Source organism: Caldicellulosiruptor naganoensis (genome assembly GCF_026914285.1).
Classification (GTDB): Bacteria; Bacillota; Thermoanaerobacteria; order Caldicellulosiruptorales; family Caldicellulosiruptoraceae; genus Caldicellulosiruptor; species Caldicellulosiruptor naganoensis.
Genome location: NZ_CP113864.1, coordinates 296,245 through 311,395 on the forward strand (window position 1 = coordinate 296,245; position 15,151 = coordinate 311,395).

10 protein-coding genes and 3 pseudogenes are annotated in these 15,151 nt (G+C 34.3%); 8 read left to right on the plus strand and 5 right to left on the minus strand.

The window, feature by feature from the left end:
* Window positions 1-162: 162 nt before the first annotated feature.
* Window positions 163-1,467 (minus strand): annotated as a pseudogene (locus OTJ99_RS01395) (transposase).
* 177 nt (window positions 1,468-1,644) lie between these two features.
* On the opposite strand from OTJ99_RS01395, the pseudogene OTJ99_RS01400 reads away from it, so the two are divergent.
* The 8 genes and pseudogenes from OTJ99_RS01400 (at window position 1,645) to OTJ99_RS01440 (ending at window position 11,329) form a co-directional block, all read left to right on the plus strand.
* Window positions 1,645-2,883, plus strand: a pseudogene (locus tag OTJ99_RS01400) (benzoate/H(+) symporter BenE family transporter).
* 284 nt (window positions 2,884-3,167) lie between these two features.
* On the plus strand, window positions 3,168-3,476 hold the full coding sequence (locus OTJ99_RS01405; protein WP_235374835.1) for an aminopeptidase P family N-terminal domain-containing protein: 309 nt from the start codon (window positions 3,168-3,170) through the stop codon (window positions 3,474-3,476).
* Window positions 3,477-3,503: 27 nt separating this feature from the next.
* Window positions 3,504-4,271, plus strand: a complete 768-nt coding sequence (locus OTJ99_RS01410; protein WP_235374836.1) for a M24 family metallopeptidase — start codon at window positions 3,504-3,506, stop codon at window positions 4,269-4,271.
* Window positions 4,272-4,405: 134 nt separating this feature from the next.
* A complete protein-coding gene (gene larC / locus OTJ99_RS01415; protein ID WP_045165911.1) occupies window positions 4,406-5,527 on the plus strand; it encodes a nickel pincer cofactor biosynthesis protein LarC in 1,122 nt (373 codons plus the stop codon).
* 362 nt (window positions 5,528-5,889) lie between these two features.
* Window positions 5,890-6,581 (plus strand): annotated as a pseudogene (locus tag OTJ99_RS13120) (IclR family transcriptional regulator).
* 75 nt (window positions 6,582-6,656) lie between these two features.
* Window positions 6,657-8,294 (plus strand): putative manganese-dependent inorganic diphosphatase, encoded by a 1,638-nt coding sequence (locus OTJ99_RS01430; RefSeq protein WP_045165912.1) that lies wholly within the window; start codon window positions 6,657-6,659, stop codon window positions 8,292-8,294.
* Window positions 8,295-8,451: 157 nt separating this feature from the next.
* Entirely contained in the window at window positions 8,452-9,702 is a 1,251-nt protein-coding gene (locus OTJ99_RS01435; protein WP_045165913.1) for a 2-hydroxyacyl-CoA dehydratase subunit D, read from the plus strand.
* A gap of 13 nt (window positions 9,703-9,715) precedes the next feature.
* On the plus strand, window positions 9,716-11,329 hold the full coding sequence (locus OTJ99_RS01440) for an acyl-CoA dehydratase activase (protein ID WP_045165914.1): 1,614 nt from the start codon (window positions 9,716-9,718) through the stop codon (window positions 11,327-11,329).
* 65 nt (window positions 11,330-11,394) lie between these two features.
* Here the strand turns inward: OTJ99_RS01440 and OTJ99_RS01445 are convergent, their stop codons facing one another.
* From OTJ99_RS01445 to OTJ99_RS01460, 4 genes are all read right to left on the minus strand, one after another.
* Window positions 11,395-12,546 (minus strand): C69 family dipeptidase, encoded by a 1,152-nt coding sequence (locus OTJ99_RS01445; RefSeq protein WP_045165915.1) that lies wholly within the window; start codon window positions 12,544-12,546, stop codon window positions 11,395-11,397.
* A 285-nt stretch (window positions 12,547-12,831) separates the two neighbouring features.
* On the minus strand, window positions 12,832-13,137 hold the full coding sequence (locus tag OTJ99_RS01450; protein WP_045165916.1) for a hypothetical protein: 306 nt from the start codon (window positions 13,135-13,137) through the stop codon (window positions 12,832-12,834).
* A gap of 39 nt (window positions 13,138-13,176) precedes the next feature.
* Window positions 13,177-14,187, minus strand: coding sequence for an SPL family radical SAM protein (locus OTJ99_RS01455; protein ID WP_045165917.1), 1,011 nt, complete (start codon window positions 14,185-14,187; stop codon window positions 13,177-13,179).
* Window positions 14,156-14,995, minus strand: a complete 840-nt coding sequence (locus OTJ99_RS01460; RefSeq protein ID WP_045165918.1) for a 5'-methylthioadenosine/S-adenosylhomocysteine nucleosidase family protein — start codon at window positions 14,993-14,995, stop codon at window positions 14,156-14,158. The genes OTJ99_RS01455 and OTJ99_RS01460 overlap by 32 nt, the downstream gene beginning before the upstream one ends.
* Between the last annotated feature and the right edge of the window lie 156 nt (window positions 14,996-15,151).

Consider the following 15,151-nt stretch of genomic DNA (forward strand, 5'->3'; position numbering starts at 1 on the left):
ACACAATAACAACATTATCAGCAACGTATGTGATTATAAATTTATTACCAAATAATTCAAAAGCCAAAAAAGGTAAAATTATATCAAACCCTTTAAAAAGGGTTTTTAGTGTGGGCAATTTGTAGAGGATTAAAAATGCATTTTTTAGAGTTAAGAAAAATCTCAGGCAATAAGTTTTTTAAGTTTTTGAAGTTTTTTGTAAGAGATATTTTGGTGATGTTTTAGTATGGCATAAGAGAGAATAAAGAGTAAAAGCATACAAATAGCAGAGAGTAAGAAGTCAGAAAAAAGTGAAATATGGTCATATGAGAAAATGGTATCATGACCGAGAAAAGACTTTAGATTAAAAATGGTTTGCTCGATAGTAACTCTGGATTTGTAAAGTTGATAAAACTGGTCAGAATTTCTATCGATACCTGGATAATACCGCAGGTTGGCATCCGGGTATGTATAGAACATCCTACCTGACTTAGAAGTAGTACAAGGATGTGGGCAGGTGCAAAAGCGTTTATTGTCTTTAATCTGAGAGCAAGGACAGCGCAATTTAATTCTTGGGGAGCGATTTTTACCATTACAAAGACCTTCGTAGATAAAAGGTTTATTTAGTTTATTACAGAAGGGTATACCGTTTTGTGAGATAGTGATGTTAGGGTCAGAGGTAGGAGTATATGAAATTTGGTTAGAATTTCTGGGGTTAATAGGGATTATGACTTTAGAGAAATTGAAATCTTTGATGAGAGAAGAATAGACCATGTAAGAGTCAAGAGCACTGTCGGCGAGAAAGGTTGAAAACTGATTGAATTGGAAATTGTGGTTTAGGTTAATCAAAGCGGGAATAAGAGCTTTTGAATCAGAGATAGCTTTAGAAAAAGCAGGGTCTTGAGGGTCATCAGAAGAAGGGCAGAAGGCAGGAGTGATTACAAGAGGTAAACCAAATCCATTAGTGATGATAGCGAATTTGTATCCATAGCAGAAATGACCATTAGCGAACATACGAGTGATATAAGGTAAAGCAGAAGCAGATTTGGGGAGGTTTGAGTATGTGAGATAATACACAGCAGAGGAAGTAAGGTTAGGATTTTGAGATTTAGTTTTTCTGAGCGAAAGATTTTTCTAAATCTTGAGAATGTAGAGATAGAGAGTATAGTATCGAAGTTGCAGAAAGATTTGAGCTGGTAAGAGTTGAGCAAGACAGCACGGAGTTGAGTTAAGGAGAGAATTTGAAGATTTTTTGGATGAAGAAAGCACATAACATAGATTGCAAAGAGAAGCATCTATGTTTACCGAAGTATTTATAGTAGGCTTTAAAGAAGGATTGAGGGATGAAGCTATTGGTATTGATGTATTTATTGAAGAAGCCAATTATTGAAGAAGCCAAGAAGGTTATGGAGGGTTATTGAGAGCGAGGTTTTTAACGTCTTCATAGAGTTCTAAAAAAGAGAGTTGTTTATTGTGATTTTTAAACATTTTATCCTCCTCCTCATAGAAAATATGTTTTATACAGTTATATTTTACACTATCTATGAGGAGGAAGGTATACTTTTTTGAAGATTGTATAAAGCTTGATAATGCTCATTTTGAGCATTTCTGCAAAAGGCTAAAAAAAACAAGAAGCAAGGAGGATGGTATATGGAAAAAATGTTAATGGAAAAAGGGGTTAATATTGGTGAAAGTATAAAAGAACTTGTCAAAAACATTTCTATACCGGGTGTAACTACTGGTTTAATTGGTGCATTATTTAGTAGTATGGGTCCTGGTATGATTGTAATGAGTGCAGCTAAAGAAGGTAAATTACCAGACAATATTGCTGTTTCTTGGATATTTGCTATATTCTTTTTTGCAGGATTAGCTACTATGTTTATTTCTCTTTATTATCGTACACCAATAGTCATTGCATATAGTATACCAGGTTTAGTTCTTATTGGCAAGTATCTAGCATCAGGGGGTAATATTTATGAAGCAGTAGGTGTTTATATAGCTATAGCAATAGTTGTTTTGATATTAACTACAACAGGTGTAATAAAAACTGTTATTGAGCATATACCTACTCCTATTATGTTAGGTATGGTAGCAGGAGTTCTTCTGAGCTTTGGCTTGAATGCTTTTACGAGTGCTTTGACTACTCCAGCGGTCTATGGAATAATAGTAGCTGTATTCTTCATATGGTACTTCTTTAAAAGGCTCTCCAGTAAAATTCCCGCAGTGGTAATTTTATTAATAGTGGGTGTTATACTTTTAAAGGTAAATGGTTTAACCAAATCGGTACCGTTGGCATGGGAAATAGCAAAACCTGTATTTGTTGCTCAACACTTTTCTGTAAAAAGTTTGATAGCACTAGGAATTCCTCTGTTTTTCATGGTGGTAGGAGTTCAAAATATACAGGCAGTTGGTGTATTGCTTTCGAGGGGGTATAAGTCTCCTATAAATGCAATGTATACAGTACCATCAATTGTTACTTTCTTTTACGCTCTATGTGGGGGACACACAGCAGTAACGGCAGGTCCTAGTACTGCTATATGTTCAGGTGATATAGCAGGAAAAAAGGAATATAGATGAATTGCTTTTTTCTTCGAGGGCGTGTTTTGGGTAGTGGTAGGTTTGTTGGCTAAAGTGGGGGTAGAAAGTGCAAAGTTGGCTCCCAAAGAGTTTATGCAGGTTATTGCAGGATTAGCTATGTTTGAAGTATTTATAAGTGTATTTGAAGGATCTTTTAGTCATAAATTCAGAAGAGGAGCAATGGTAGCTTTCTTTGTAGCTGCAACAAATATATCATTGTTTAAAATTGGTGCACCTTTCTGGGCAATTGTTTTTGGAGTATTAGTATCGCTAATTACTGAAAAGGAAGATTTTAGATCGATTAAAGCAAACAATGGCAATCAGTAAATTTTACAATAATAAAACTATATAGCATTAGTCCATAATAGAAATACTTATGGATCTTTAATAAAGAGCTCCCTCTTATGCAAATAAGAGGGAGCTCCTGATGAATTGAATATATTAAAGAATATAGGGCTAAAAAAAGGAAACAAAAATAATTAAATGACTTCCATTATTAGAATATTGTAAGTTATGTAAAATTTTATTTTAGTTATCAAAAAAAGATGTTCGCGACTCACTCTTCTAATGGAACTCAAGAATTGCAAAAATAAAGAAAGGTGAGGAGTTCTATGGCACCTCGTTATGCCCACCGCTTTACAAAGATCCAGGCTTTAATGGCGGAGAAAAACTTAGATCTTCTGGTTGTAGTTAACCGAGAAAATTTGATCTATTTCACTGGTTTGACTCAGATAGAGTGTTTAGCAGTACTGATACCACGAGAAGGCGAGCCATGTGCTGTTACCTTTTGGCTGGATGCTGAGTATGTGCAGCGGGAGGCTGGCTTGACCACCTATGGCTACATTTTTCCAAAGGAAAGCTTAGGTAGCAAGCTGGTGGAGCGAATTAAAGCTTACGGTTTCGGGGCTCCGCGTATATGATTCGAGAGATATTTTGTAGATTATGCGGTGTATGAAGCTTTGCGCCAAGCCTTCCCGGAGACAAACTTTATTGAGGCTGCAGACCTTTTTTACCGTGTTCGAGCAATTAAAGAACCCCAAGAAGTGGAAATGATCCGGCGGGCAGCAGCAGCTCTCTGCAAAGGTATTGAAGCGGCTGTAAAAGCAGTTCGGCCAGGAGTAAGTGAGTTAGAGATTTTAGCCGAAGCAGAATATGCTATGTTAAAAGCCGGATCAAATGGCTTACCTTTTTGCCCTCAGGTAGTTTCTGGAGAAAGGACAATTCTTACTCATCCCTGCGCTAGCAACAAAAAGATCCAGCCCGGTAAAGTGGTGGTTATTCATTTGGGAGCAACTTATGAAGGTTACTGTGCCAAGATGTGCCGTACTGTAGCTGTAGGGAATATTTCACATGCACAGGAAGAAGTTTACAATCTATTGTTAAAAGCCCAGAGCGAGGCTATAGCTGCTCTGAGGCCAGGTGTTCAGGCATGGGAAGTGGATGCTGCTGCAAGGGAAGTTATCAAAACAGCAGGGTATGAGAAATATTATCTGGATGTAATAGGGTATGGTGTGGGTTTGCGTCAGTCGGAATTCTATCCTATCATAGGTAAAGGACGAACAGAAGTCATTGAAGTGGGGATGGTAATAGACTTACTGTTGCCTACCATCTACCGTCGGGACATCGGTGGTCCCAGAATAACAGATGTAATCTATATAGGGAAAAATGGTAATGAAATTTTAACCTCTTATCCAAGAGAGTTAATTAAGGTGTAAAAGATTGGAAATAAAAGTATGGAAGGGACATTAGCAGCTATTGAGGCAATGATTTTGTTAGAATATAACAGTTGTTGCTACATAGTAAATTTCTTGGCAATATAAATTTTTGAAATAAGGAGAATTGAGTTAAAATGATTATATGTTTTGATGTATTGACTGGTATTGCTGGCGATATGCTTGTTGCTTCATTGGTTGATGCAGGGGTGGATTTTGAATATATAAAATCGAACATAGACTTACTTGGGCTTGATGTTAAATTAGAGCTGAAAGAAAAATTTGTGAACGGAATCAAAGCAAAAAACTTTATTGTAAATACACATGAAAAGAAACGTCATTTTGGGAACTATCATCGCCATTATCATAGAACTTTTAAAGATATCAAAGAGTTGATATTAAAAAGTAGCCTCAACCAAAATGTAAAAGAAATGTCAATTAAAATTTTTGAAAAGATTGCTCAAGCAGAAGCTAATATCCATAGCATTACAGTTGATAATGTAGGATTTCATGAAGTTGGAGCTGATGATTCAATTGTTGATATTGTGTCTTTTTCTCTTTGTATTGACTATTTAAAACCTGAGGCAATTTATTTTTCACCTTTGTTGGATGGCAGAGGCTTTACAAAGTCTATGCATGGTGTAATTCCAGTTCCCGCACCAGCAGTTTTAGAGATTGCAAGGCTAAATAACATTCCAATTGGTACTACTGATATTAATTCGGAATTAATTACACCAACTGGTATAGGAATAACTGCGGCTGTGTCTCAAGGATTTCTTCAAATGCCACAAGTGCAAATAGAAAAGATAGGCTATGGTTCGGGCACAAAAGACCTTCAAATTCCCAATTTAGTAAGAGCAATAATAGGGGAAAAGAAACTAACTTCTAAAAAAGGCTATGTTGCAATTTTTGCAAATATTGACGACATGACAGGTGAAAAAATGGCTTTGGCTTGTGAAAAAATAATGCAAAGTGGTGCGAGTGATGTATATTTTACGCCAATTTATATGAAAAAAGGAAGACCCGCTTATAAAATTGGCGTGATTGCATCATATGAGAAACTTGAAAATATTGTTGAGTCAATTTTTAGATGTACATCTACCATAGGAGTGAGATTTGTACACCTTGATAAAATTGAAATGAATAGAGAAGTTGAAATAGTAAATCAAAATTCTGAACTTAGGCTTAAGATCAGTTCGTACAGAGATATCAAAAGATTAAAAGTAGAATTTGAAGATCTAAAAAAACTAATAAAATAAAGAAGTAGAATTAATCAAAAAAAAACAGTGTATTTTAAAACTAACAGATATTATAAATTGATTACTGACGATTGGATTTGATATAATAAGTAAAAACAAAAAGAGTAGAGTTTAAATAGTGAATACCATGATAAAAGATTGAGAACGTGTGTTGAGATTAAGAAAGATTTTTGTAAAATGAAGCTTTTACAAATTATGAGTTGATGGTAAAATCAAAATAATAATGCATATTTTTGCAATTCAAAAATATAGGGAGGAAGAAAGGAATCAGATGAAAAAAATGCGCCCATAAAATCAGTAGCTAAAGCATAAAAATAATAGAGATATTAGCTGAAAGTGGCAGGGAACTGGCTTTACATGAAATAGCGGAAAAATTAGGTATACCTAAGAGTACTGCACATGGCTTAATATCTACTTTGTACGATTTTGGCTATATTGACCAATCGCCATTTACTGGAAAGTATAAGTTGGGCTTACGTCTCTTTGAGCTTGGCAACATTGTTGCTAATAGATTGGATTTGAGGACTATAGCAGCACCATATATCCAAAGGTTAGTAGAAACGACGGGGAAAACAGTTCACTTAACTATCTTGGACAAGGGTGAGGTATTGTATATTGATAAGTGTGAGAGTCACCAGTCGTTGCGGATAGTATCTCAGGTTGGTATGAGATTGCCAGCACATTGTACAGGGGTAGGAAAAGTACTTTTAGCTTTTTGCCTTCAAGTGAAGTAAAAAGAATTATTTCTACAAAAGGGTTACCGAGATTTACTAAAAATACTATTACGGACCCAGATGTTTTAGAAGCGGAATTGGCAAAAATACAAATTCAAGGATATGCTATAGATAATGAAGAGATTATGGATGGACTTCGTTGTGTAGCTGCGCCTATTCGTGACCATAGAGGAAAGGTTTGTGCGGCAATTAGTATTTCGGGGCCTGATTCTCGACTTGAAGGAGAGAGGCTTGAAATGGCTATAAAAATAATAACAAAAACAGCAGAAGAAATTTCTGTGGAATTAGGTTATCAGTTAAAAGAATCTTTAAAAATTTGAAACATATTATCTTAATACTCTTGCAAAAAAATACAATATTGTAAAAAATAATAGTGACTCCAAATGGAGGGGAAAATGAGTATAGTTTATATTTTTGGGCACAAAAATCCAGATACCGATTCTATATGTTCTGCTATAGCGTATGCGAACTTAAAAAGAACATTAGAAGGCTTAGATGCCATTCCTGTCAGGATTGGCCAGATAAACAGGGAGACACAGTTTGTTTTGAATTACTTTAGTGTAGAAGAACCTGAGTATATTGATAATGTGTACACCCAAATACGGGATATTAAATATGATAAACCTTTAACGATATCAGAAGATTCCTCTATATATGATGCGTGGAAACTTCTTGTTGAAAGGAATTTCCAAACTGCATTGATTGTGGATAAGAGTAATACATTACGAGGTATAGCTTCTTTGGGTGACATAGCTAAATCATACCTTTTTTCACTGGAGGAATTATCGAAATATGATATTCCAATCAGCAATATTGTGAGAACATTAAAAGGTAAGGTAGTGCTTCAAAATGCAGATTTTGCAAAAGGGAACATTGTTGTTGCTGCAATGTCGCTCGAGAGTTTTCTTAAAAGAGTAAGCAAAGATTGTACTCTTATAGTTGGTAACAGAGAAAATGTACAAATAGAAGCAATCAAAAAAGGTGCAAAAACGCTTATCATCACAGGAAATCATGATGTTTCAGAAGAAGTAATTGATGTAGCAAAAAAGCATAACTGTACAATTATTGTAGTTCCGTACGATACATTCGATACTGCAAGGCTAATTAGTCAATGTTTACCCATCTCATATATCATGAAAAAGAAGGATATTATTTTCTTCAAGGAAATTGATTACATTAATGAAATAAAAGATACCATGCTTAAGTATAAATACAGAAATTTTCCTATTGTAGATGATAATAAAAAAGTACTAGGGCTGTTGGCCAGAAGACACATTCTTAATTATGAGGGAAAAAAGGTAATTCTTGTTGATCACAATGAACTATCCCAATCTGTAGAGGGTATTGAGGAAGCTAAGATACTTGAAATAATTGACCATCACAGAGTAGGAGGTATTGCAACTGCTTCTCCGATATTGTTTAGAAATCATCCAGTAGGTTCTACTTCAACAATAATAAACAAGATTTTCGAAGAAAATGGTCTTGCCCCTGAACCTAAAATAGCAGGTATAATGTGTGCAGCTATATTATCAGACACACTTATGTTCAGATCACCAACGTGCACTTCTGAAGATATAAGAGCAGCTAGAAAGTTGGCCCAAATAGCTGGTATTGACATTGATGATTTTGGTATAAAAATGTTTAAAGCAGGTACATCACTTGAGGATAAGACAATTGAGGAGATATTTTATACAGATTTTAAGGATTTCATAATAAATAATCTGAAAATAGGTGTTGGCCAAGTAAATACTTTAGCTGATACTAAAGAATTAGATGCAAAGTTGCTACAATTCATGGAAGAAGTACTCAACAGTAAGAATTACGACATGATTTTACTAATGATTACAGATATAATTAATGAAGGTTCAAAAATATTATTTGTTGGGAAACATAAAGATATATTAGAAAAGGCGTTCAATATTGAAATAAAGGGTAATAGTTTTTATCTTCCGAAAGTTGTTTCGAGAAAGAAACAAATAATACCTCCTATAACCAAAATTATAAATTCATACAATTCATTATATGAATCTTAAACATCTCGTAAGGTAAAATGGAATTTCAATCAAAAAAATAATTACACTGCTTTCTTGCTCTTGGGTTCTTCAAAGGTAGCTTTATTACACGAACTGATTTTGAAATTAACGGTATGATTACGAGAATGGTGATATGTAAAAGAATAGGATGATCAAAATGAATTATTTAAATATCTACAGCACCGTTATTAACAACTTTCTTAAGAAAAACAAAAATGCTTATAATCTTCTTAAACTTGGCATCTTCATTGGCAAAAACTATGTAAAGTTTTTTCCTGATAAAAGGTTGCCAAAATCGCTAAGATATTTACATCAAATTGCATTTAGCTGGACGTATAAAGGAATGACAAGTAAAAGATGTGTTTGGGTTAACCTATTTGCACCAGCTGAAATTTTGCTTGCATTTAATTTGGACCCAATCTTTGTTGAGGCAATATCTGCTTTTTTGTCTGGGCTTGAGCTTGAAGATGAGCTAATTTTAAGGGCAGAGAGTTTTGGTATAAGCGAGAGCTTTTGTAGCTTTCACAAGGCGTTTATTGGTGCTGTACTTTCAGACCTTTTAAAAAAGCCAAAATTCTTAGTTGCAACATCAAGTATTTGTGATGCAAATTTAAACACGTTTAGATTTATTTCGGAAAACTTAAAAATTCCATTTTTCTTTTTAGACGTTCCAAGAGAATACTCTGAAGAGGCAAAAGATTATTTGAAACTGCAGCTAAAAGAGTTGATTAGTTTTGTTGAAAAAGAAACAGGGGCCAAGCTGGATTTACATAAATTGTCGAGGATAATCCAAATAGAAAACCAAGTAAGAGGCCAAATGAAAAAGTGTTTAGAACTTCTTGGGAAAAAGCAGATACCTACTACCCTAACATTTGAGATGTTTATGCTTTATACATCTCATACGTTTATTGGCAAGGAAGAAACACTCAGATTTTACAAGATGCTTGTAGAGGACTTGAGAAATGCAAAAGCGAGAGATAAAAAGGGAGTGTTTTTTATACATACTCTTCCTATGTTTGAGGAGAATTTTAAAAATCTTTTTAATTTTAACAAGGATTTGACTATCATTGGTATGGATTTAAATTATGATTTTTTAGAAGAGTTGCCGACAGACGACCCAATTGAAGCGCTTTCAATAAAGCTTTTGAAAAATCCGTACAATAGCGATTTTGAGAAAAGAATTGAACACATAAAGAAGCTAATTTCTTTAACCTCACCCGATGCTGTGATTCAGGTCTGTCAGATGGGTTGCAAGCAGTCGATAGGATGCAGCATGCTATTTAAAGAGGAGTTTAAAAAGCTTGATATTCCGTTTACCTTTATAGATGTTGATTGTGTCAATAAGAAAAATAACAATCATGGTCAGATAAAAACTCGTCTTGAAGCATTTTTCGAAAGCATCAAGTAGGGGGCTTACTTTTATGATAGCTTATGTTTGCAAATATACACCAGTTGAGATTATAAAAGCTTTTGGAGAGGATGTTTTTTGTATCGAGCCAGAGATATCTTCTTATGAAAATGCAGAAAAGCTTTTGCATCCCAACATGTGCAGCTTTGCAAAGGCCATTGTGGAATATGTCTTGCAAAGTGGTATAAAAAATCTTGTCTTGACAAACTGCTGTGATAGCATAAAAAGGGTATATGATGTTTTGAAAGATAAGATGGAATTTATAGAAATTATTGACCTTCCTCGTGAAAATACACCAGAGGCTTGTCAGTTTTTTTATTGTCAGTTGGAAACATTTAAAAGTAAGCTTTCAAAAAGGCTTAATAGAGAATTTGATGAAGAAGTATTTAGAAGCCAGGTAAATAAGCTGATAGCTCAAAATAAACATAGCAGTTTTGACATATCAATCATGGGGGCACGTGCAAAAAAGGAATTGATTGAATTTGTGTGCTCAAGTGCGGGTGGTAGAGTTTTGAATCTTACTTGCTCTGGCGAGAGGTTCTGCCAGGATGATGTCAAATTTGATGGGAGTCTGGAAAGCTACGCTAAAGTCCTTTTAAGTTTCCCTCCTTGCATGAGGATGAACATAAAAAGAAAGTTTATAGAAGAGAACTTTTTTAAAGGAATTATCTACAATACAATAAAGTTTTGTGACTTTTATTCATTTGAGTATGCAAGGATAAAGGAAAAAAGCAACGTGTTGAAAATCGAAACAGATTTTAGCCAAAATGCAAATGAACAAGTCAGAACGCGAGTGGAAGCATTTGTTGAGAAGACCTTGCAAAAGGCTACTACTTCAAAATCAATTTCTAATAAAAAATATTTTGCTGGAATTGATAGTGGTTCAACCTCCACCAATGCAGTTGTCATTGACAGTAGCAAGAACATTTTAGGTTACTGTACAGTAAAGACTGGTTTTGATGTGGTCTCAAGTGCAAAGTTAGCTCTTTCAAAAGCTTGTAGCATGGCTGGGATAAACGAAGATGATATAAGTTTTATTACCTCAACTGGATATGGTAGAATAAGTATTCCATTTTCAAACATGCAGGTCACAGAAATAACTTGCCATGCAAAGGGTGCTCATGCCCTTTTTCCGAGTGCGAGAACTATCATAGACATTGGTGGACAGGATAGCAAAGTGATAAAAATAGATGAAGATAGCAATGTATTGGATTTTGTTATGAACGATAAATGTTCGGCGGGCACTGGTAGGTTTATTGAATACATGGCAAGAGTTTTGGAGTTAGAGCTTGAGGATTTTTCGAGGTGTTCAAATTTTTCAGAGGATTTGACAATTTCGAGTATGTGCACTGTATTTGCCGAATCAGAAGTGATAAGCCTCATTGCGCAAGGTAAGAGAAGAGAGGATATAGTAAGAGCTATTAACAAGGTTGTAGCAATAAAAGCTATTTCGTTAATAAACAGAGTAAAAGGTGAAAAGGATTTTGTAATGACAGGCGGGGTTGCAAAAAATAAAGGTGTCGTTTTAGAGCTTGAAAGAAAGCTTGACAGCAGGCTTTTGATTCCTTTTGATCCGCAAATTGTTGGTGCTCTGGGCGCAGCACTAGTTGGGCTTGAGAGTGGCTAGATAGATTTCAATTTCAATTTAACAGGTATGGTTAGCTTTATTGTATTGAGGAAAGAAGGCAGACATTACTCAAATTGCCAAGCTATTTTTATTATGTTTTCTTTTTCAAGGTCATTTTTTACATTTCTTGCAAGTTCAAAAAGTTCTTTTTCACGTTCATCTCTGTTTTTTAAATAAGTATCTCTATCCACTTTTCCTTTTTCAACATTCTCTATAATTTTTCTCTGGGCTTGCCAATACCTAATTGCAAGATCAGTTTTCTCTTCGGTAAAGAAAATATCTCTGTTTTCAACAAACCATAGAGGCTTATATATAGAAAGACATGGAAGTGAACTTCCAGTTGCAAAGATGTTTATTTTTCGGTCAATTAATTCAACAATAAAGCTTCCAGTTGTTTCACTTGAGATAATGCTTTTTGAATGCATGCAAATGTTTTTCATAGATCCATACAAGAAATTTTTGCTATTTAAATTATAATGGTATCGCAATATGCTTTTGAAATCTTCTATCGTTAACTTTCCCTTTTTTTCTTCCAGCATTTTTTGGGTAAGCTGCTGTCTAAAATTACCACATGCAAATTTAGTTATAAGTTGGTTTTCAAATTCTTTTTTGAAATCAATACCTTCTCGTTTTATCATCTTGCTTTTCATATTATAATCGTTTCTTATGCTCAGCGCATTTGAAATGCTTCTTACATCTTTAACTTTTTGCAAAGCCCAATAGACACCTGCTGTTTCTAATACCCATGCATTTTCAAAGTCAGCAATTAAAAATGAGTTGTGGTATTTTAGATTCTTTGTATACCCGCATTTTCCACCTTGTCCATATCTTTCAATAAAGTAAATAATGTTGTCAACTGCTTCTTTTGCTGTCTTGCTTCGCTCAAGTGCAAGTCGCAGAATATCCATCCCAAGAAGTGCTGGTGGACCTTGTCTTTGATTTGTAAACACTGCTTCATTTCCAATAACAACTCCGAATTCATTAACTCCCATTTCAGCGCCCCATATCCAAGATGGCTTAAATAAAAAACAATCATATGTAACTTCTGCCTGCTCCACTTCAATATATGTACACTTGACCTTTTCTCCTTTTTTATGTTCCTTTCTGGGGACTCTTATAACTATATGAGGCTCATTTTTCTCTCTATCACTGTTTTTGCCAAATAACACACAGTTATCCAGCGTTGAATTTTTCAAGGCAACAATAGTATCGCACATAAAATAAACCCCCTTGTGATTTTAATTATACCTCAAAGACAATTCTATTCTAACCTTCTATATTATTTAACTGAAGCTTTTAGAGGAATACGAAATTGAATATGTTCAGCTTGTAGAAAGAGTCAAACAAGGATGTGCAGGTAGTATGGTTAAATTTGAATCAAATGTTGCAAAGTTAGTTGATAAAAAAAGACAAAAAAATTGTAAAAGAAAAACAAGAAAAATAAAAAACTAAAGCTAAAATAGCTGGAAACATGATACTGGCAGAGGTAGAGAACACTTTGTTTATGGTCCTGAGCCAACAGAGGATATCTCCCAAAGACCTGATTCGCTTTTTCTTAAATAGAAAAACCAAATTTCCGTACCCGTCGCTTTATCAGTAAATCCTTCGACAACGTATTGATGATCAATATAATCACCACGGATAATTTTCACATTAGACAGTGCCCATGGACCTTTATGAAGAACAATATAAAAGCGAATTGCACCTTCAGGTGTTTTGTGAAATTCTTTAAAAGTAATGACAAAAGCTACTGAGAAAATAACTACCAAAAGAATCAAGGTAGCAGCCAAAAGGATTTTCTTCTTCATATTTCCACCTCATACCTTTACATTAAACTCCTGCTATAATTATATCACAAAAATTTTCGAAGAAGGAACAAAATTGCCAAGTATTAAAAGTATTGTGTTAATCATTTCTTCTTTTAACTCTTTTGAGTAAGTGCAGATATTTTGTGATTCTTCATAAGGAAAAGAAGTAATTTCGTTTGCAAATGCTTTTTTCATTCTCTTAAGATAGTCTTTTGGAATTCTAAACACTCCAACTGAAATATCTACAATCTTATCAGGGTTCATCTCTCCGAAAACCTGGTTCAAAAATTTTTCATAGACCATTTTCCAGTCTTCAATATATAAAATTGGATCAAAACAAAGCCTTACTTTCCAGCCATTTTCTGTAGCTTTTTTAATTGCAGAAAGTCGTGAAGATAAAGAAGGTGTGCCATGTTCAAACTTTTCTATAATTTCTTGAGGAGACAGTGTCCACGCTAAAATTACATTATCTTGAGGTTTCAAGTTTTCTAAAGCTTTGAAATTGGTGCTTTTTGTTCTGATTTCAATTGTCAAATTTTGCTTTGAAGCTGCGTATTCAATCCATGCAGAAGAAAATGGCACAATTTTTTCAAGTGCTAAAAGGTCTGTTTCGTATGATACAGAAAGATACAGCGGCATATTTCCCAAAACAGCATCAATTTCTTTGAAGTAGTCTTCGATGTTTACAAATATTACTACATTTGCAGAGGAATACATTCCTTTTAAAAAGCAATATTCACAGCTGTAAATACAGTTCAAAATGTTGCTTGTATAAAAAAAGTTATCATATCCAAAGTTGTGGCAAATTGAGGGGGCGGGATAGAGAAACTCTCCCCATTTTTTTGCAAGTATTAGTTTTTTGCTCTTTTCCTGAAGAGAATAATTTTGCCCTGCTCTGCAGAAAACCTCTTTATAGTTATCTATTTTAACTATTTGAGAGCTTCGCAGGTTCTCTAAAATCTTTATTGTAACAGGATGAGAAAGAACAGCTTTTTCAACATAAACATGAGAAAAATGCTTAGCTAAGAAGGATTTTTCTGAGCTTGTCAAAGTAATTTTTGCCCTCCTTTTTAGAGTTTATTTGAACTTCAAAAAATTCAAAAATAGAATCAGGAAGTTTTTTATGCCTTATTATATAGTCTTTTAACAAACTTTCAAGCTCATTGGTCATATAAGCTGTGAGATGTAAACTGTTTTTTAGTTTATTTACAAGTAGAGGTATGTTATCAATTTCAGGCGTATTGTTATAAAATTCAAGATTTAGTTTTAAGAGGGAATTTATCAGATTTTCTATATGAGGAATACTTTGCTTTATCATACTTTCAATCTCAACAGGATTTATTTTTTCAAAGTCCAAAAAGTCATAAACAATCTTGATGCAGTGAACATTGTGCAGGGGCAAAAAAATAGAAGCTGCCTCAAAAAATCCTGCACCCTCCATGTCAACTATATCTCCCTCAATTTCAACTGGCAAACTATCTTTTTTCACAGGGTGCATAAAACTTTCGAGTGTTGCCTCTTTCATGCTATGCTGAATTAAAATATCTGGGTAGAATGCCTTTTTTGAGTGGTGATTTATTATTTTATTGCAAAGGATAACATCGCCTTTTGAGAAGGCATTTTCCACAGCTCCGCAAATCCCAATGTTCAGGGCTATATCTTTACTACCTGCTCCAAACTTTGTCAAGGCAAATGTTGTTGCAATACTGCTCTTTTCAATTCCTTCCTTGCTTTCTATAAGAAGAATATCATTGCCAGAAAAAATCTGAAATTTTGAAGGTTCATATAATTTTTTCAGGCCAAAATGTTCTATCAGAGGCTTTGCTTCTGCATGAAAAGCAGCGACAATGTATATCATTAAAAGCTCGCTCCTTCTGTTGCTATTTGCAGCTTTCAGATTCCAATTTCGATTATACCATATATCAAAATTCTCTGATATTGTTTGAAAGCACAAACTTTTGATTTCCTTGAAGTTTAAAAATATAAAGTAGCTTTCACAAAGTTAAAAAGAGGC